The sequence below is a fragment of the Ralstonia sp. A12 genome (assembly GCF_000801955.1).
Lineage (GTDB): Bacteria > Pseudomonadota > Gammaproteobacteria > Burkholderiales > Burkholderiaceae > Ralstonia.
This window is the reverse complement of the sequence record NZ_JSZO01000013.1, coordinates 112,914-132,328: the sequence shown is the minus strand read 5'-3', so window position 1 is coordinate 132,328 and position 19,415 is coordinate 112,914. Positions and strand designations below refer to the sequence as shown.

Below are 19,415 nucleotides of genomic sequence, written 5' to 3'. Positions count from 1 at the left end.
TATGTTTGTTCCAATTGTGATCAAGCAGTTGTTCTTCAGCCGTTCAACCACCACTGGTCGGTGCCGTGCCAACCGTCGTCCTGAGTGGCCGGTTCATTGAATCGAAGACACGGGAGATCTGGCGTGCCAAGTTACCGCTCGGGTCCTTTGCCTGTTCTTGGGTTCGGTTGCCCATCGCGTCCAGTGTGTAGCTGACGCTATTGCCCGAACTATCGGCCGCACCGGTCAAGCGGTGAGCGCCGTCATAGCTGAAGGTCACACTGCTGCCGTCCGGGAGTGTCACCTTTGTCAACTGCCCCACCGCGTCGTAGCTGTAGGTCGTGGTCTGCGCCGCACCACCTCCTGCCGGCGTCACGGTCTGACTGGTCAGCCAGCCTCGGTTCGAATACGTGAACGCAGAGACTGTGCCGTTGGCATCCGCCATCTGCAGCGGCCGGCCGTTGGGATCGTACTGATTGATCGTGGTGACGTGGCCTAGCGGATCGACGATCCGGTACAGGTCCCCTTTGCGGTATTGCGGTGGGGTGTTGGTGTCGTCTGTCGTGCGATACACGTAGGTAGTACTGGTGACCACATCCATGCGGGGACCGCTGCTGGTAGCCACCTGGCCGTCAGTGGTGTAGGCCCAAGTTGTCGTGCGCGCCGGGCCGGTCGTGCTGGCGCCAAAGCCCTGGCTGCCGTTGGTGTCCGCCGTCGGCGTCTCGCTGTAGCTGGTCAGGTTGCCGTTGGCGTCGTAGCTGTAAGTCTGGAGCTGAGTCGGCGAGGCGATCTGCGTCGGCTGGCTCAAGAACTGCGGATGCCACTGGGTGCTGATGGTACGGGCACCGGGCGTACCGGCACCTTCCACCCGCTGGATCTCCCGCTTCTGGCTGTCGTAGGCGTGCGTGGTGACGGTGCCGAGATAATCCGCTTCCTGGATCAGGTTGTTGTTGGTGTCGTAGCTGCTGCTCTGGCGCGTGCTGCCGCACAGGCCACAGGGCGCGCTGATCGAAGTCGGCAGCAGCACGCCGTTCTGCTGCAGGAAGCTGTAGACGCTGGTCTTGCCCGTTGGGTCAGTGATGGTCGTCTGGTAGTTGTCACCGTACTGGAACTGATACTGATTCACTCCACCCGCGAGGGTGCTGCTGGTGGCGCGGGCTTGGTCATCGTAGGCGTAGGTAGCGTAACGACTGCCGTTCTCGTCAATGATGCCGGTCAGGGCGGTAGGGAAGCCGCTGTTCTCGTAGACATATTGGCGCACCGCACCATCTGCACGCGTCAGCGTCGACAACATGCCGCTGGCGTTGTAGGCGTACTTCGTGGTGGCACCGTCCGGGGCGCTCACGCTGGACAAACGATTCTGAGCATCGTAGGCGAAACTCAGGCTGCGCCCGCTCGGGCCCGTGACCATCGTCAGTTGCTTGGCGGCGTTGTAGGTCAGCGTCGTGATGCGGCCGTTGCGGTCACGCGCCGATTGCAGCTTACCGTTGGCGTCGTAGGTCTCGACCTCGCCGGTATCGACAACGGTGTATTGCCAACTGGCCACGTTGCCGCTCGCATCGACGACCGACTGCAGCGTGTCTTGGGTGTCTGAAGCTGACCAACCTGCCCCACTCTTGGTGTAAGTCGACGCCGACCCATCCTCGCGCGACACCATCACCTGCGGGGTTGAGTAGGCAGCCAAGGTCGTATCCAGGCCGCGCTGCCAATTGGTCGCCCACTGACCTCCACCGCCACCCAATCCGTACACGCTGTATGAGCGATAGGAGAGTGTGACGGGAATGTCCGCGCTACCGCCTTCACTTGGCTCAAAGTAGGTCTTGGTACCGGTGCCCGGAATGGCTGGACTGCCAGCCGAGCAGACTTGTACCGGTCGGCGAGACAACTGGCATGATCCATTCGACTGAAGCGTGTAGCCGATAGCACAGTTCCGCAGATCCAGATAGACCGGACCGTACTGATACGGCGACGGATGGCTAGGATCTGTCACATAACAAAGCAAAGTCGAAGAATCAACATAACTGAACGCAAGTGGAATGTTCGCAGGCGACAAAGCCTTGGTACAAGCTTCCGCAGCTGTGCCACCGTACCAATTCTCCCCACCAGCAGCCATGTACCAACGATGCCCAATCGCTCCCGTACCGCTCGTCTGGCAAAAACCCAGACTTGGGCCAAATGCACACACCACGACCGACACCACAACAAATCGCTTCATCCCCGTCCCGAAATTCATTCTGTTGTCTGGCCCTGGCAGCGGATTCCCGCGCTGTCGTTGGCCCATTGGGCGGTCACCCGCCACAGTCGATTAAAATATATTGAAGTCAGATTTCATAAAAACTAAACGCAAAATCCGACTCACATTTCTTCGCGGCAGGCAGCCTGCCATCCCAGAAAGCGACACGCAACAAACTTGAAGTGGGGTGTCCAGATTTACCCATTGAGAAAATTTGAGAATCCCGCGCAAACACGGCCAGTCGTTGTGTGATCAATGACCACCACTGCATAATGCGCAGCGGCCTGTCGGCCAAATCAAAAAAGTCAAATCGGGACGGGGAGTTAGCAGTGATTCGGCACAATGGGATGCGCTGGTGCGCAGCGCTCCTGCTCGCGTTGGCCCTGTGCGGTTGCGCGGAGCAAAGAATTCGGGACGAAGCCAGCCATCAGCTGGGCGCTGGTGCCTACGAGGACTCGCTGGCCACGCTGGATGCCGGCATTGCCCAATACCCCGAGAGCGCGACATTGCGCGTGGCTCGCCGCACCACTCAGGACGCGGTCGCAGACAAGCTACTCCAACAGGCAGGCAAGGAACTCAATACCGGCAAGCGCACGGCTGCCCAGGCCACGCTCAAGCGCCTGCTGGAGATCGAGCCCCAGAACGACCACGCCGTTGCCTTGCTGCAAGCGATCAAGCGCGATGAGCAAAACGCCACTGCCTTGGAACTCTCCAAGCAGAAAACCGGCAGCGGCTCGCAAGAAGCCGCCCTCACCGCCGTCGAAGCTGCCCTGCGTGGCGATCCCAAGAACCGCCGGCTACTGGATGCGCAAGCGGCCCTGGAACAGCAGTCTGGGCGACGCGACATTCCCCAAGCCAAAGGGGCAGCGGCCAAGCAGCCGATTAATCTCGACTTCCGCGATGCCAGCGTGCGGATGATTTTTGAGGCCATGGCGCGCAGCACAGGCATCAACTTCATCCTGGACAAGGATGTCCGCCCCGACTTAAAGACCACTGTCTTTCTGCGCCAAGCCAAGCTGGAAGACGCGCTTGATCTGATTCTGTCCACCACACAGCTCAACAAGAAGCTGATGAATGGCTCGACCATTCTGATCTATCCGAATACACCAGAAAAGCAGCGCGACTATCAAGACTTGGTCGTCCGGGCGTTCTATTTGACGAATGCCGAGGCCAAGCAAACCGGTGCGATGCTGAAGACGATGCTCAAGATCAAAGATCCGTATATCGATGAGCGCACCAATATGGTGGTGATTCGCGAATCCGCGGATGTCGTCCGGCTTGCCGAGCGGTTGGTGGAATTGCAGGACCGCAATGATTCGGAAGTGGTGCTGGAGGTCGAGGTGTTGGAAGTCAGTTCCACCAAGCTGACCCAATTGGGTATCCAGTACCCCAACAGCTTCACGCTGACGCCGCTGTCGGCGACCGGCGCCTCGTCGCTCACCCTGAGCGACCTCAAGAGCCTCAACAGCGACCGGATCGGCGTGAGCACGCCCAGTGTCATCCTGAACCTGCGGCGCGAACTGGGCGATACCGACCTGCTGGCCAACCCGAAGATCCGTGCCAAGAACCACGAGAAGGCGAAAGTGCTGATTGGCGACAAGCTGCCCATCATCACGACAACCTCCACCTCCACAGGCTTCGTGTCGGATAGCGTGCAGTACGTCGACGTGGGCATCAAGCTCGAAGTCGAGCCTTCGATCTCACCGGACGACGAGGTCAGCATGAAGATCAACCTCGAAGTCAGCTCATTGGTCAACCAGATCACCACACGCAACGGGACGACTGCTTACCAGATCGGGACGCGCAGCGCGAACACGGTGCTCAAGCTGCGTGATGGCGAAACGCAGTTACTGGCCGGCCTGATCAAGACACAGCAAACCTCCAGCTCTGCCCGCATTCCGGGGCTGGGCGATATTCCAGTGATCGGGCGTCTGTTCTCCTCCCAAACCGACAACGGTGTGCGCAACGAAATCGTGCTGTCCATCACGCCGCGTATCGTCAAGCCATCACACCGCCCCGAGACCAACTTCATGGAGTTCTGGTCGGGCACCGAGACAAACGCACGTGCGCGCCGCGCGCTGCAGGACGGACAAGCGCCGGCAGCGCTCAAGGTCGCAGATGGCACGCCCGCTACCCCGGCCGCTGCGCAGACGGCCGAAACTGTGGAAGCGAATGAAACTCCGGCTGTCGGTCAGCAGGAAGGCGGCAGCGTCGCCTTGACCATGAACGGCCCATCGGCCGCCAAGGTGGGCGAAACATTCACGGTCGCGTTGAACCTGCGCACCGATACCGCGCTGCGTAGCGTCCCGATCCAGTTCGCCTACGACAAGGACCGCTTTGCCTTCGACAGCGTCGAGGCCGGTTCGATGTTCTCGGGTCAGAAAGCGGCACCCAATCTGGCCAAGACCGACCTGCCTGCGGTGGGCCGCGTGATGGTTACGCTATCGGCTGCGGACAATACGCCCATGACCGGTCAGGGCGAATGGGCCAAGTTGCGTTTCCGTGCCAAGGCGGCCGGAACGGGGGCGATCTCGGTGGCGACGGCAACGCCGATTGGTACAACGGCCGCGCCGCAACCGCCGCAGATGCCGGCCCCGGTCTCCATCACGGTCAAATAACGTGGCGGCATCGATGCTCCGCAGACTCGGGACGGGACTCGGACAGTGGTTCGAGTGGACGCTGTTCTGTATCGCTCGGCTTGCGTCGCGCATACCCATCTTCATTGCCATCGGGCTGCTGCTCCTAGGCGGCGCGGCGTTCTTGTGGGCGGTGTGGGAGCCGGGCACGGCGGTGCAGGTTGCGCGTGTCCAGCGCGAGCTTGCCAAGAAGCGTGCGGCGGCACCGGCACCAGTGCGCCAGACCAGCTCGCTGGAAGCCGTGGCCACGCAATTGGAATCCCCGCTGAACCGCTCCGTCATCGGCAGCGACATCTTTGCAGGCTTCACGGCACAGAGCGTGCGCGTCGACCAAGTGGTCTTCAGCAAGGACGTTGAGGAAGCCGCCACGGAAGACGTGCGGTCGGTCCGCCTGCAGGCCACGGTCATTGGGCTGTACCCCGCCATCAAGACCGGCTTGGCCGACCTGATGCAGAAACATCCGAGCCTCGCGCTCGAAAGCGTCACCCTCACGAAGAACGGCGGCACCGAAAAAACGGTGACGGCCGATCTGGCATTCGTGCTGTGGTACCGGGGGCACTGACGTGAAGCCGGTCTACCTCGTCGCCTTAGCGCTGACCTTGGCAGCTTCGGGCTGGGTCTGGCTGCAGGACCACGGCAAGCTGACTTCCACCTCCGACGTGGTGGAAGTCAGCGCACCGCGCCAACGCAAAGCCCAGCACCAGCCTGATACAGCCGTCTCTGCCACTTCGGCCACCTCAACAACCTCGCTGCTGCGCGCGTCGATTGATCCGGCCGCTGGTGACCCGTTCAACGCGGTAGTGCCCCCGCCACCGCCTCCTCCACCGGCACCGCCTCCGCCGCCCCCCCAGCCACCGCCCTTTCCGTTCCGGTATTTCGGCGTGATGTCCGACGAGTCCGGCAAACCAGTCCACTTCCTGGCCAAGGGGGATGCGCTCGTACCGGTGAAGCCGGGGGCGTCGCTGGGCGATGGGTACCGCGTCGAGAGCATGAACGACAAGACGCTAGTGGTGCTCTACGAGCCGATTCCGAGCAAGACGGTCATCCAGCTTGGGGGAACCCAGCCATGAAAACCGCCAAGTGCGCGGGCTATAGCCTGATCGAGCTGGGGGTCGTCTTGGCCGTGCTGGCAACGCTCGCGGTACTGTCCGCGCCCGTTGCCCAGTTGATGACTAAGCGTGCCAAAGAGCACGAGCTGCGTGTCGCGCTGGAGCGCGTCCGCGATGCATTGGACGCCTACAAGCACGCCGTCGACACTGGCGAGATCCAGTCGTCCGGCACGCTGTCGGGCTACCCGCCCGCGCTCGCGGTGCTGGTGACGGGAGCCCCCTCGGCGCGCGACCCGGACCACCGCAAGATTTATTTCCTGCGAGCCATTCCGCGCGACCCGTTCGCGCCGCTCTCGCTCGCGGCAGAGCAGACTTGGGCGCTGCGTAGCTATCGTTCGCCAGCAGACGCGCCCCAGCCCGGCGAGGATGTGTACGACGTGCACTCAACCAGCGAGGAGGTTGGCCTGGATGGCCGGCCGTACAAGCAATGGTGACCCGCAAACATCCCCTCTCCCGCGGATTCACGCTGATCGAGCTGATGGTCGTCATGGCGGTCGTTGCCCTGCTGACGACCATCGCACTGCCTCAGTATTTCAAGCACGTGGACACGGCCAAGGAGCGTGTGCTGCGCGCCAACCTGGAGATGGTGCGCGACGCCATCGACAAGTTCTATGCCGACAAGAATCAGTACCCCGCATCGCTGGCAGACCTGGTCAAGCAGCGCTATCTGAAGACGGCGCCGATGGACCCGATCACAGATCGCACGGACAGCTGGAAGCCACTGCCCTCGCCCAACGGCGAGCCGGGCATCTATGACATCCGCAGCGGCGCGCCGGGCAAGTCCATGGATGGAACCCTGTATGCCGACTGGTAGAGCGCGCGGCTTCGCCTACCCCGCGCTGCTGGTGGGCATTGTGGTGTTCGGCATTGGCCTCGCCAAGGTCGGTGAGTGGGCATCGCAGCAGAAGCGCCGCGAAGACGAACGTGCGCTGCGGCACACGGGGGCCGATGTGGTCGGTGCCATCAAGAGCTACTACTACTCGTCACCGAGCATTCCGCGCGCCATGCCGCGATCGCTGGAAGACCTGGTCGATGACAAGCGGTTTCCTGTGACGCGGCACCATCTGCGCGATGTGCCGTTCGACCCCATCAGCCGCTCGAAGGACTGGGGCATCGTACGGGCGCCGGACGGTGGCGTCACCGGCATCTACTCGAAGGGCGGCGGGACGCCATTGCCGAGCGTTGACGCTGCCCAAGTGCGATCGGCCTATGCCGACTGGAAATTTGTATTCGATCCAAATGGAAGGTAAGGAAATGAAACTGATCATCCAGGTGCTACGGTGGGCGGTACGGGTTCTGTTCTCGTGGAGACTTTCCCCCTCTATGGCTGGGCGATTCTTCTCGCGTCCTGCGCCCATCTGGACACGCTTCCGTCTTCGGTTTGCGCCGCTGATGGCAGCCGGTGTATTTGGCGTGATCTCGGCTTCTAACGCGTTTGCCTCGGTTCCTGCCGGGCAGATTGATCCGAGTTCTACTGGTTGGAGCAACATCTCGAATCCAGACGGGGGGTGTAAGCAATATACCTGTACTGCTAGGCAGGCTTGCGAGGCGGTGCGTCCTTTTAAGCTTGCATTGATTGAACAGATCGGTCCTACGACTGCGACGTGCAAGTTTTTTGGGGAAGGGTATTTTGAGGGGCAACTGCTGGCGTGGGGGAATATTGGCTTGCAGTCGACGTATGTGCCTCCGCGCCCACCCGTCCAAGTCTGCACGGCCGGCAGCTCCGTCACTCCTGGTACGGGTGCCACCATAGCTACCGGAGGTGATGCGGGTGGCAGCCCCGACCTGCCCATGACACTGGCCTACCAGACGTTCACCGGCGGCGGTCAATGGACGACGAACTGGCAGCGCAGCTTGGACACCAGCGCGGCGAGTGGCGCAACGGCCCAGGTGACCGCACAGCGCGAGGATGGCTCGGTCGTTACCTTTAGCGGGAGCGGCACGGGTTGGACTGCTGCCGGCAGTCAAGACACGCTGCAGTCGGTTGCCGACACCAGTGGCAACACGACCGGCTGGCAATACACAGTCGCCGGCACGGGAGCTATCGAGACCTACAGCACCAACGGCCAGTTGCAATCAGTGCGCGACCGCAACGGCCGAATGACGACGCTGACCTACAACGCCGCCAATCAACTGTCGACCGTCACCGCTCCGAGTGGGCGCAGTCTGACGTTCACTTACGATACCTCGGGCCGCGTGGCCAGCGTCACGGCACCCGATGCAACAGTCGCGCGCTATGCGTACACCTACTTCGGCATGCTGCTGAGTGTGACTTGGCCGAACGGCACCGTGCGCAAGTACGTTTACGAGAACAGCAGCTTTCCTGCCGCCCTAACCGGCATCATTGACGAGAATGGCAACCGCTACGCCACCTACGCCTATGACACCCAGGCCCGCACCACCAGCAGCACCCTGGCAGGCGGAGCAAATCAATACCAGTTTCAGTACGGCGACAACAACCAGACCACCATCACTGATCCGACTGGCAAGGCCAGCGTCTACAGCTTCATCCAGCAGAACGGCGTGCTGCTACCGACTTCGATCAGCGCGCCATGTGGCTTGTGCGGCAGCACACGGCAGAGCAGCAGCTACGACGCGAACAACAACCTGATCCAGGAAACGGACTACCTGGGCAACGTCACGACCCACGCCTACGACAGTCAGAGGCGGGAGACGCAGCGCGTCGAGGGTGCCGGTATGGCAACTGCGCGCACGACCACCACCGTGTGGCACCCGCAGTTCTGGAACCTGCGGACACAGGTCGCTTCACCCACCAAGCTGGAAACGTACGGCTACGATGTCAACGGGAACCTGATCAGGTACAGCGAAACACCGACTACCGATACGAATGGCAGCCAGGGCTTCAGCGCCGCAGCGGCAGGTCCGACGCGCACGACCACGTGGACTTACACCGCCGATGGTCAGGTGGCGAGCCGTAGTGGCCCGCGTACCGATATCAACGACGGCACGACATATGCCTACCGCACCGCAGACGACACCAACACGCCGCCGCAATATCGCAGGGGTGATCTGTACCAAGTCGTCGATGCGCAGGGCCACACCACGACCATCAACCAGTACGATCCGAACGGCCGCCCACTGCAGATGACGGACGCCAACGGCACAATCACCGCGTTCACGTACTCGAATCGCGGCTGGCTGACTAGCCAAGTGGTGACCCCGGCCAATGGGGCGGCACAAACTACGAACTACAGCTACGACGCGGTGGGCCAGTTGATCAAGGTGGCGCCCCCCGATGGCAGCGGCGTGAGCTTCGGCTATGACGGTGCTCATCGCATGACCGGTGCGACGGACAGCCTAGGCAACAGCATCACCTTCACACTGGACGCGATGGGCAACCGGACACAAGACCAGTCCAAGGACCCAAGCGGCAACCTCACCCGCCAGATCACCCGCGTCTTTGACTCGATGAACCGACCGCTCAAGATCACCGTCGGCGCCACGCAGTAAGACAACAACGCCCCAAACGAGAAATGGATCAACGGCCAGTCGGCCGCCAATCAAGATGAGCATGCCCAGACTCTCGAAACTGAAGACCATCCCAACCGTGCGCGGCTTCACGCTGCTGGAACTGCTCGTCGTCGTCGCGATCATCGGCCTACTGGCCGCCTACGTGGGGCCGCGCTACTTTGCGCAACTCGGCAAGTCGGAAGTCGGTGTAGCAAAAGCCCAGATCCAGGCGTTCGAGAAAGCCGTCGACCAATACCGGCTCGACACCGGTCACTTCCCGACCACGGAGCAAGGTCTCAAGGCACTCATGAGCGCCCCCACCGGGGAGACCCGCTGGGGCGGGCCCTACCTGAAGAAAGACGTGCCACTCGACCCCTGGGGCCACGCCTACGAATACCGTCAGCCCGGCACCAGCGGCCGCGACTACGACATCATCTCTTATGGCCACGATGGTGCGGCTGGCGGCGACGGCGAAAACGCTGACCTGACGAACTGAGCGATGCAGTTCAAGGTCAGCACGTTCGATTCAGCCACGGCGCGGGTCTCCACGCGTCGGGTGACTGGGGACGACCAGGCCTCGGTGGAAGCGCGCCTGAAGGCGGAGGGCGCGACGGTGCTGTCGGTCGAGCCTATCAGAAGCAAGCTGACGCTCCCGTCCCTCAAGAACCGGCGCCGCAAAGTGGACGCCGGGCTGGTGTGCATCGAATTGGGCGGGCTGCTGCGCGCGGGCCTCACCGTCTCGGAAGCCCTGGACTCGCTGGCGCATCGCGATGATCACCCCAATGTGGCGGTGTACCGTCAGCTCTACGATGGCCTGCTGAGCGGGCTGCCCCTATCGGCATCGATGAGACAGGTCGAGGGCGTGTTTCCGGGCATCCTGGTCGCAGCGATCCAAGCCAACGAGCGCTCGGGGCGTATCCCTGACGCGCTGGAAGAGTACGCCAAGTATGCGCAGGCACAGGACGCGCTGCGCAAGAAGGTTGTCAGCGCCGCCGTCTATCCGGCCACCGTGATCGGCTTTGGGTTGCTGGTGGTGATCTTCCTGCTGGCCTACGTGATCCCCCGGTTTGCGATGGTCTACGACGGCACGGCGATGCAGGTGTCCGGCGCGACCAAGATTCTCCTCTCCGTGGGGCACTTCATTCATGACCGAGGTTGGAGCGTGTTGATTGGCATCGGGCTGTTGGCGCTGGTCGTTGCCTATCAATTTGCTCGCAGGAATGCGGCCGAGCGCCTCCTGGGCTCCATTGCCAACGTTTGGCCATTCAAGAAGCTGGGGGAACGCTTCCAGCAGGCCCGCATCTGCGCCTCTCTGTCGATGTTGACCCGCGGCGGCTACGACTTCCCGGAAGCGATGCGGCTGGCTTCGCCGCTTGCCATCTCGGCGTCCACCCGCGCCCAGTTGGATGACGCCCGCGAGCGCATCTTGGAGGGCGTGCTGGTCAGCCAGGCTTTGTTGAAGACGGACTTCGGTGATGGCTTTGCGGTGCGAATCCTGCAAGCCGGCGAGCGGGTCGGCGATCTGGCCGGCAGCTTCGAGATGCTCGCGCAGACCTACCGGCGCGAACTGGAGACCATGCTGGAGCGCACCATGCGCCTGGTCGAGCCGATTCTGCTAATGACGGTGGCCAGCATGATTGGTGCCATCGTCGTGCTGATGTATCTACCTATTTTTGATCTCGCGGGAGCGATCTGATATGTCCGACGTGGTACTCGATTGGACCGCATTCGGCAGTTGGCTGCGCTCTGCCCGCATGGCGCGTGGGGATGGCAGCCTGGTAGTTGCGCTCGCAGAGCAAGCCGGCATGCCGGTCGAGACGCTGGTCACGGCCGTTGCCAGGCGATTCGATTTCCATCGTGTTGACCTGCACGCCGACCTTGCCGCCCAGGTCACGCTTGACCCCATCTCGCTCAAGGACTGCCGCCAGCACAAGATCCTCCCGCTGCGGATCGACGACCAGTGGGTCGTCGCGATGGACGACCCCTGGGACGAGGCGCTAGTGCGCTGGACCCACGAAAGGCTTGGGGCAGCGCAGCTTGCCTGGGTCGACGGCCATCGCAGCATGGCCATTCTGGAGCGCGCCTTGAGCACGGCGTCGGCCTCTGCCCTGCTCGCCCAACGCGGACCTGAAACGGTCGTCCTGGATCAGGAAGTCAGCCGCATCGTCTCGCCGGATTCCATCGAATCGGCTGAGAGTGCAGTGGTGCGCTTCCTCGATGCGGTCCTGCTCGACGCCTGGCGTGCCGGTGCCAGCGATATTCACGTCGAGACGTCGCGTTCCGGTTTACATATCAAGCTGCGGCTCGACGGCGTCCTGGTGCCGGGCCCCGCCTTCACCGGGGCACGTTCGCCGAGCGAAGTCCTGAACCGTATCAAGGTGTTGGCCCAACTGGACATCGGCGAGACCCGTCTGCCGCAGGACGGTCGCTTCCGCGTGCGGCTGGAGGGGCGCGACGTGGACATGCGCGTCTCCATCATGCCCAACGTGTTCGGCGAAGATGCCGTCATCCGCTTGCTGGACAAGGCTCAGTTGCGCGGTGCCTCCGAGACGCTCACGCTGGAAGCACTTGGCTTCGACTCCGCCGCCACGGCCACCATCCGTCGGCTCACCAAGGAACCGCACGGCATGCTGCTGGTCACTGGCCCCACCGGCAGCGGCAAGACCACCACGCTGTATGCCTCGCTCTCCGAGATCAACACCGGGCGGGATAAGATCATCACCATCGAAGACCCGGTTGAATACGAGCTGTCGGGCATCCTGCAGATTCCCGTCAATGAGAAGAAGGGCCTGACGTTTGCGCGCGGCCTGCGTTCGATCCTGCGCCATGACCCCGACCAGATCCTGGTGGGTGAAATCCGCGACTCGGAGACCGCGGAAATCGCGGTGCAGGCTGCACTGACGGGGCACTTGGTCTTTACGTCCGTGCACGCGAACTCCGCGCTCGATGTGGTCGGCCGCTTCCTGCACATGGGCGTTGACCCTTACAACTTCATGTCGGCGCTGATCGGCATCGTATCGCAGCGCTTGCTCCGCCTGAAATGCCCGGAATGTGCACCCACTGCGCCGGCTCCGGGCAGCCCGTCTGCAGGATGTCCAGCTTGCCGCTACACGGGCTATCGGGGCCGTACCGTCGTCTGGGAAATCGTGCCCATCAACGACATCATTCGAGAACTTGTGATCCGGCGCGAGCCGCTGCGGTTGATCCGCGAACAAAGCCGCCAGATGGGCGTCGTCTCGCTGCGTGACCAGGCCGTGCGCATGGTGGAGCGGGGCCTCACGACCTTTGAAGAAATTGACCGCGTGGTGTCGCCCAATGAATGACTATTGGCTCTATCTCTCCAAGTCCGAGATGGTGATCGGCAGAGCGCGTGGACGCCGGCGTGAGGCCACGGTTCTGGACACTGCAGAATGCCGAATGGAGGGGCTCGCGGAATTTGTGGGGCAGCGCGTACCACGCGGCAAGCGCCTGTCGGTGTGGCTCAGTGGCGGGTACTGCCACTATGTGACCTTTGCGCGGCCGTGGTGGGTGTTTGCTCCAGGCAAGCTGCGCACGATTGCCGCGAAAGTCTTTGAGCAGAAGACGCTGCTGAGCGCGTCCGACTATGCGTTCAGCCTGAAGCCGTCTCGCTCAAGCCTGCATGTTTGCGGAATCCGGCAGGCGGATATGTCACAGATACTGCGAGCGGTCGGCGATCGCTATGCCGTACACACTATCTCGCCGCTGGCCCCGGCCGTGTTCGAGGCATACAAGCGCGCTGCCCGCGGGGCTACCCTGGCCTTATATGAGCCGGACAGCCTCACCGTGGCCCAGCCAAGCAAGGAAGCCGGACTGTTGCTTGCCACGACAGCCGGAGCATCCCATGCGTCCGTGCTAACTCGCATGCTGGCAGCCCACGGCGATACGCCCGCCGAGATCGAAGTGATTTCAGTGTCGTCAGTGCAAGCAGGATTGAGCGAGGCTCAAACGCCCGGTCTAATTCTGAATGGCTGGCTCAAGCGTCAGGAGCGCCTGCAGCAGCATGGCTAACTTCACGTTCCCGGTTCGCCCTAAAAACCGGCGACTGTCTCTGCTGGTGATGACACTAGGCTGCACGGCAGCCCTGATCGCGCTAGACAAGTTCGCGGAGACAGACAAAAGACTGGCGGCGGCACGACAACAGGTCGCCGCGATATCGCGCGATGTACCTGCGCAGCCAAGCAAGCCCGATGAAGCTACCGACAAGAAGAATGCATTGGCACGTGCTATCCAAACATCGATGGCCATCGATTGGAACAGCCGGTTGAACCTGCTTGAAAGCCTGCGTGGTGAAGCCGTGTGGGTCGGCTTGATCAAGCTTACCGCCGCTGACACCAAGGCTGAATTGCGCCTGATGAGCGACACACTGGAGGCGGCGAACGGTGCGTTGGATCGATACGCGCAAGCGGCTGGTGAAGACATGCGCCCAACGGTCACATCGATCGCTTATCGGGATCGGCGGTATGTGACGACGACGATCGTTCCGGTTAGATAGAGATTGAGCGTTCAGTTGCCCGCATTGCGTGGCGTACACGCCTAAAATCTGGGAGTGCATGACGAATGTCTCCAGACAGCAAGCATTCGACTAACGTTGGTACGTGCATCCCAGCCATGAGTCTGACAACGACGACTGAGCTACGGCGCAGATGGGGGCTTGGCAAATGGCTTGCCGTCGGCCCCATGCAGCTCGAAGAACGGTGCTGCGCTGTCATCCGTCTCCCAAAGATCAACAATGCGAATCGCACCGTTCCGGTTGAGGTAAATCCAGTGCGCGATTAGTGGCACTCTGACCGTTTCATCGCCATAGCGCGTTATGGTTGGGGCACTTAGTGGCTCAATCGTCCATCGATCGCTCTTTGGCTGTTGTGCTTCCGCACAGGCCACCGCATTGAAGATGCTCTGCCACGCGTCACCTACATTTGAGGCGGGCTTCATCCTCAAGAGTTCTACCTTGATTGCCTGAATACGTGCAACGCTCTTGGGATCTCTCGCCATAGCGACTCGTTTCCCTTGATATTTATCTAGCGACACAACCGGCTCGGCCAGCGCCTGCCCAAGCTTCGGCTATCGCGTATTGTGTCGCGCCATCAGCCGGGTTCGCTTGTGCCTGTGCTAACAACTTGGCGCGAAAAGGCTCACACTCGGCGCGTGGTGCCAGTTTGGCAACCAACCGTTCGACCTGGGTTGATGCGCTCTGCGAAGTCAGGTGATCCGCAAATTGCTGATACACCGCCCAAGCACCAATGGCGCTCACCACAACAGCGGACACGCCGAAGACCAACGGGATGCGGGGCTTTGAGGCCACGGGCTTTCCTAGGCAAAGAACTGCTTAGCTGCCGCAGCGCTCACCCGGACTGGCAGGCCTTTGCTACGCGCGAGCGCCCGCACAATCCGGTCATATCCGCCCTGTTTTCCTCCACAGCGCAATTCGACGTGCTTGAACGCGTCCTGGACTTTGTGCAGTACATAGAGCTTGCCCTTATCCGCGCCAGCGCTGTACGGGTCGCAGTCGTTGCACCATGCGTAGAGACTTGAGTCGCTGTTCCAGTAAGCCGTCACGAGCGTTGCCTCCTCTGTGCAATGATGACAAGGCTTCAACGTTGGCTTCGCATCGAATTTTGTGATCAGGTTCTCGAAATCCTTGCGCAACAAGGAGAGGCTGGAGCCTGCGTTGGCTTGACCGAGAACCCATTTCACGTAGGAGCCATGCCTCAGAAAAACCTCTTCGGACGATTTGCCGTCGTGCTTTCCAAACGCGATTTGCATAGGAGTCTTCCTTCTTCGGTGATTCAGAGGTTTTCCTACAGCCCTTCAAAAAGCGCCTTCACCTGGGCCGCGCTCACCGAGTTGTCGAAGACGTACTTAACGGCGCCCTGAGTACTGTTCTCCCGCATCTCGATCTCGCCCGAGTCATGGTTGTACGAGAAGGCGTAGCGGTTGCCGCCGATGTAGACCCAAAGAACATTCGTCAGTACTTTGATCTCCTGGTCCGCATCCTTGCGCCAGAGGATGGCGCCGATCAACACCAGTGCGACCTCATCGACGCCCCGAGCGTGATGATCAGCCCGTTGCATAACGCCATCGATGTACTGGCGAAGAACTTCAACTTCCGTCACTGCTGTAGCCATAGGCTCCCCCGATGTTCAGTCAAACTGCACGCGCATAACGGGACAGTATGGAAAAAGTCACATCCGAGTGCAAAAGAAGTCCACATCACCCAGCCGCTCTTCGGAAAAGCCGACAAATCGGTAGCGCTCCATGGCGCCTTCATCTCTCCCTTGGCAAAAAAAAAGAGGAAGGCGCGAGACTGCCAGTAGGCCCGAAGGCCTACCGGCGTCTGCGCATGGGCAGAAAGGTGCTCTAGCTGGTTGGGTTGGGCCGGCGTCGGAAAGTCACGTGGCTGAGCAATTAAGGCGTATCAATGCGCGGAAACCGCCCCCACTGATTGCTCGCACTGCTGCTCCATCGCCCGTGTCTGCTCCATGGTTCTGTTGGACGCGGCGCTGCCACCGTGCTGCGCGTCGTATGCATTGATGCTTTGTGAGAAACACGCCGTCACGGCCTGCGCCTGACTTTGCTTGTCCGCGTTCGCCTGAAGGGTCGCCTTCGCTTGGGCATTGGCCGCCGCTTGCGCCGCGATCTCGTCCGCAGTCGCGAGACGAGTGCCGCGATCGTAGGTAACTTCCTTAAGCAGCTTACCGTTGGTGTCCCACGTCTTGACGACACCGTTCATCTGATTGTTCTCCCAGTCGGCGTGCCCGATCTGCTTGCCGGTCGTGGCATGGTACTGGTCGTCCGGCCCCTGCTTCTTTCCCGCAACATACGTGACCCGGTGGATAAGCTGCTTGCCATCCGGGGCGTACACGAGCAGCTCGCCGTCGTACTGACCGTTGACGCGCGTCGCATGCACGTAGCGGTTGCCAGTATCTTCGTAGTAGCCCTCCTCCTCGCCGGTCGCGACGCCGTTTTCCCAGTTGTTGCGGTACACGAGCTTGTGCGTTTTCAGGCTATAGACCTTCTGTTCGCCCTCCGGCTGACCACTGCGGAACGTCACGGTAACAAAGGGCTCCCGGCCGTCGGTATCGGAAACCACGAAATCGCCGTCAAGCGCGCCCGCCTTGAAGACCATTTGCAGGCGTACAGCGTCCGATTGCGGTGTTTTGCAGGTAGCCTTGCCGTCGAGTTTCCCATCCTTGACGTGAACGTCACAGATCGAGCTGAGACCCATCGCGCCGACCGTCGTTGACGGCAGGTCGTAGTTCACGACATTCATCAGCTTAACGAAGCCATTCTGCGCAGCTAGGACCTGGCCGGCAGAAACATTCGTCAGTGTCCCGGAAAACGGCGTATTCGAGTCACCGGCATAAACCTTGCCGTTGTTAATCTGAGCGTTGCGGTAGTCGAGCATCTTGTCACTGCAACCCGTCATCAACAGTGAGGCTGCAAGCGGAAGGAAAAGGACGTTATTGGTCAGGGTGCGTTTCATGATCTTGGGAAGTGGGAGATTCGGCGAGCCCCGACGCAATGACAGCGGGGCCGAACCGGGTGGAAGCGGGAAGGACAGCAAGGCCCAATGGATTTCCCTGCTGTTAGCGAGCGCGATATGCCGGTCAGTGCATCGTCTGCACCGACCGGCTTTGCTTCAAGAAGGAAGCGCTTACGGATTCAGCGTGATGCCGAGGGCCGTGGCCGCTGCATGCATCGAAGCCGCGACCAGATCCGATTGCGCTGCGGTCAGCAGCTCGTAGGTCTGGGGTACAGATGCTGGGAACAGGTAGCCCATGGCCGCTTTGCCAGCGATGAGGGCCACAATCAGATTGCCACCGCTGGCGATGGCGCCCTTCACCGTCGGGTTGATATCCAGAGCGGTAGCCGACTTCGGCAGGCTGATCAACATGAGGTTGTTGTTACGCGGATAGATACTCCACTTCCCTTGAACCGGTAGCGACACCTTGCTGTAGTCGCAGCCCGACTTGCCGCTTGCTGCCAACTGCACCACACCACCTGCCTGGATGTTCAACACAATGCAGGAGCGCGCCTGGACGTTGTATGACACGTCTGCGGATTTACCGACGACTTGCGAGACATCAGTCATCGACACCATCACCGACGGATCACCCAGGGTTAGCACGGCAGTGGACGGTGCATTGTCCGGCGTGACAAAGATGCCCGCGTTGAATACGTCAGCTCCGTTCACCCATTCCGGACCCCAACCACCGGTGGTGACGATGGCCTGGTCGTTGGCGTGCCGGAGGGTGGCGTAGACGGCTGTCGAACCCGGAGCAAAAACACCAGCCATTGCCTGACGGATGGCGTTGGTCGGCGGCACGATCAGTGCACTGGACACCGGCTGATTGCTCACGTCCACCTGCGACAGCGAGACCGTCACAGCGTCATTGGTCAGCTGATCGGTGGCGCTGATCTTGCCGCTGGTTGAACTCACGGCGTAACCCGGATGCATCTGGTCGCTGGATAGGAATGCCGACAGCGATCCATCGGCCTTCATCACGTAGCCACCGGAAAGCGGCATCACATATGACAGCGGGTTGCTCAGGCCAGCACCCGTGATGTACGAATCGAACATGCCGACTTGCGGGGCGTTGACCCAGCCGCCTTGGTGCAGTTGCTGCGGCACCGTGAGCGTACCGCCGCTCAGGGTGTACGCATCCCGCACCGGCACACCAACCGCGTCTTGCAGGCCATAGTGCGAGAACGGCGTGCCACCGCTGCCGAGATAACCTTCCATCGCGTAGAGCGGTTGGGCCAGTGCCGTCGCGGGATCAACGGGCGTGCCGTTGGCTGCCGCTTGCTGCGCCACCGACGAAGCCGTCACCGCCGCCGGAGAGCCCGTAGCGACCACGGCATTCAGCACGTTGGCCGCAGCCGTGGTGGTGGTGCCGCCATAAGCCTGCAGCACGCCGACCGTCTGGGAAGCGAGCGTTGCCACCGGAGCGTTGCCAGCAGCGATGTAGTCGCCGTTGACATCAGCACCGCTGGCCAGCGCCTGCACCGTAGCCGTCGCATCCGCTTGCGATTTCCCAGCCGCCATCTGCGCAACCACCATCGACGTGAGCGGGGTGATGTTCTGGTTGGCACCGCCGACGATAGCCGACAGCAGGAAGCCCTGCTGGAAGGTCGTGTTCGTCGTGGTATCAACGTTGCCGGCCTGCACGACGGCGAGCAGGTGCTTGCCGGTCATGTCGCCCGACACGTTCAGCGTGTAGTTGCCGTTGATGTCCGTCACCGCCTCCGGCAGCGTCGGATCGCAGGCACCGTGACCGTTGTCGAAGCAAACCATCGCGCCGCTCAGGTAGCCGTCAATGGCCTTGCCGGTCAGTTGCTGGGTTGTGGCAGCAGGTGGGGTTGAGCTTGAAGTGGTGGAACTGCCGTCGCCGCCTCCGCCGCAGGCTGCCAGAACGGCAGCCATCATGGCGCTCAGCACGAGCTTGGGAATGCCCAGATTTCGAGTGGTGTTCAATTTGTAGACCCCCTGTTGTGTTGTACGAAGCGAATGCCCGTCTCGACAAGAAACCGGATGGGCATTCCTGCGGATGTGTATTGCGTGGCTTGGTTGGCCCTTTACATGGAGTGGTCGGCATCCTCCTCGGTCGTTGCGTGCAGTGGGTCTGCGATCTCCGCGTCCAGCACTGCCAGGCATGCTCGGAAGATCGGCATGCCCAACACGCCGCTACGCTCCAGCGCGATCAGCCGTTCGCGACGCACGTGCGCGGGTTGGTTGGCATCTCCGACGAGTGCCCAGGCCGCATCGATCAGCGCACGCCGTGCTGCCCGGCGCTGGAGCAGGTATGCCGCGCCTGCAACTGGCCCAATGCAGGCGGAGGCGAAAACCCAGCCCGCAGCGGGCAGACCGACGTGGTTCGTGCGCAGCCGGCGCATGTCGAGCACGATGGCGAGCGCTGTCGCAGCAGCACCGGACAGCCAAACGAGTTGAAACATGTGAATCCCCCT

The 19,415-nt window shown here is 61.5% G+C and carries 19 protein-coding genes; 12 read left to right on the top strand and 7 right to left on the bottom strand.

The annotated features are described in order from the left end of the window. Positions 1-43: 43 nt before the first annotated feature. Positions 44-2,194, bottom strand: coding sequence for an RHS repeat domain-containing protein (locus PI87_RS16585; protein ID WP_442965494.1), 2,151 nt, complete (start codon positions 2,192-2,194; stop codon positions 44-46). Between the two features lie 347 nt (positions 2,195-2,541). Between PI87_RS16585 and PI87_RS16580 the strand changes: the two genes are divergently transcribed. From PI87_RS16580 to PI87_RS16525, 12 genes are all read left to right on the top strand, one after another. Continuing rightward, the gene (locus tag PI87_RS16580; protein ID WP_039598814.1) at positions 2,542-4,830 is read left to right on the top strand and encodes a type IV pilus secretin PilQ; all 2,289 of its coding nucleotides are present in this window, start codon (positions 2,542-2,544) and stop codon (positions 4,828-4,830) included. Positions 4,831-4,843: 13 nt separating this feature from the next. Further along, complete coding sequence (locus tag PI87_RS16575; protein WP_039598813.1) at positions 4,844-5,410, top strand: hypothetical protein; 567 nt, start codon at positions 4,844-4,846, stop codon at positions 5,408-5,410. A gap of 1 nt (position 5,411) precedes the next feature. Continuing rightward, a complete protein-coding gene (locus tag PI87_RS16570; RefSeq protein WP_039598812.1) occupies positions 5,412-5,918 on the top strand; it encodes a hypothetical protein in 507 nt (168 codons plus the stop codon). Continuing rightward, positions 5,915-6,391 carry a type II secretion system protein gene (locus PI87_RS16565; protein WP_039598811.1) on the top strand — a complete coding sequence of 159 codons (477 nt, stop codon included), beginning with the start codon at positions 5,915-5,917 and terminating at the stop codon, positions 6,389-6,391. Before PI87_RS16570 ends, PI87_RS16565 begins: the two co-directional genes overlap by 4 nt. Then, positions 6,385-6,771: a type IV pilin protein gene (locus PI87_RS16560; RefSeq protein ID WP_039598810.1), complete on the top strand. Its 387-nt coding sequence runs from the start codon at positions 6,385-6,387 to the stop codon at positions 6,769-6,771. The genes PI87_RS16565 and PI87_RS16560 overlap by 7 nt, the downstream gene beginning before the upstream one ends. Continuing rightward, entirely contained in the window at positions 6,758-7,207 is a 450-nt protein-coding gene (locus PI87_RS16555) for a type II secretion system protein (protein WP_052321574.1), read from the top strand. The genes PI87_RS16560 and PI87_RS16555 overlap by 14 nt, the downstream gene beginning before the upstream one ends. Before the next feature lie 541 nt (positions 7,208-7,748). After that, complete coding sequence (locus PI87_RS16550; protein ID WP_039598808.1) at positions 7,749-9,428, top strand: RHS repeat domain-containing protein; 1,680 nt, start codon at positions 7,749-7,751, stop codon at positions 9,426-9,428. Positions 9,429-9,489: 61 nt separating this feature from the next. Further along, positions 9,490-9,924 carry a type II secretion system major pseudopilin GspG gene (gspG, locus tag PI87_RS16545; RefSeq protein WP_084209992.1) on the top strand — a complete coding sequence of 145 codons (435 nt, stop codon included), beginning with the start codon at positions 9,490-9,492 and terminating at the stop codon, positions 9,922-9,924. Positions 9,925-9,927: 3 nt separating this feature from the next. Continuing rightward, positions 9,928-11,124, top strand: a complete 1,197-nt coding sequence (locus tag PI87_RS16540; protein ID WP_039598806.1) for a type II secretion system F family protein — start codon at positions 9,928-9,930, stop codon at positions 11,122-11,124. 1 nt (position 11,125) lies between these two features. Further along, positions 11,126-12,751, top strand: a complete 1,626-nt coding sequence (locus PI87_RS16535; protein ID WP_039598805.1) for a GspE/PulE family protein — start codon at positions 11,126-11,128, stop codon at positions 12,749-12,751. Then, positions 12,744-13,457 carry a hypothetical protein gene (locus PI87_RS16530; RefSeq protein ID WP_039598804.1) on the top strand — a complete coding sequence of 238 codons (714 nt, stop codon included), beginning with the start codon at positions 12,744-12,746 and terminating at the stop codon, positions 13,455-13,457. The genes PI87_RS16535 and PI87_RS16530 overlap by 8 nt, the downstream gene beginning before the upstream one ends. Then, positions 13,450-13,941: a hypothetical protein gene (locus PI87_RS16525; protein WP_039598803.1), complete on the top strand. Its 492-nt coding sequence runs from the start codon at positions 13,450-13,452 to the stop codon at positions 13,939-13,941. Before PI87_RS16530 ends, PI87_RS16525 begins: the two co-directional genes overlap by 8 nt. A 140-nt stretch (positions 13,942-14,081) precedes the next feature. Here the strand turns inward: PI87_RS16525 and PI87_RS16520 are convergent, their stop codons facing one another. The 6 genes from PI87_RS16520 to PI87_RS16495 form a co-directional block, all read right to left on the bottom strand. Beyond that, positions 14,082-14,441 (bottom strand): hypothetical protein, encoded by a 360-nt coding sequence (locus PI87_RS16520; RefSeq protein ID WP_039598802.1) that lies wholly within the window; start codon positions 14,439-14,441, stop codon positions 14,082-14,084. Positions 14,442-14,759: 318 nt separating this feature from the next. After that, the gene (locus PI87_RS16515; RefSeq protein ID WP_039598801.1) at positions 14,760-15,212 is read right to left on the bottom strand and encodes a hypothetical protein; all 453 of its coding nucleotides are present in this window, start codon (positions 15,210-15,212) and stop codon (positions 14,760-14,762) included. A gap of 35 nt (positions 15,213-15,247) precedes the next feature. Then, positions 15,248-15,574, bottom strand: a complete 327-nt coding sequence (locus PI87_RS16510) for a hypothetical protein (protein ID WP_039598800.1) — start codon at positions 15,572-15,574, stop codon at positions 15,248-15,250. Positions 15,575-15,864: 290 nt separating this feature from the next. Further along, on the bottom strand, positions 15,865-16,932 hold the full coding sequence (locus tag PI87_RS16505; RefSeq protein WP_052321573.1) for a toxin-antitoxin system YwqK family antitoxin: 1,068 nt from the start codon (positions 16,930-16,932) through the stop codon (positions 15,865-15,867). A 171-nt stretch (positions 16,933-17,103) separates the two neighbouring features. Then, positions 17,104-18,924 (bottom strand): hypothetical protein, encoded by a 1,821-nt coding sequence (locus tag PI87_RS16500; RefSeq protein WP_157003158.1) that lies wholly within the window; start codon positions 18,922-18,924, stop codon positions 17,104-17,106. A 101-nt stretch (positions 18,925-19,025) separates the two neighbouring features. Continuing rightward, entirely contained in the window at positions 19,026-19,403 is a 378-nt protein-coding gene (locus PI87_RS16495; protein WP_039598799.1) for a hypothetical protein, read from the bottom strand. Positions 19,404-19,415: the final 12 nt, after the last annotated feature.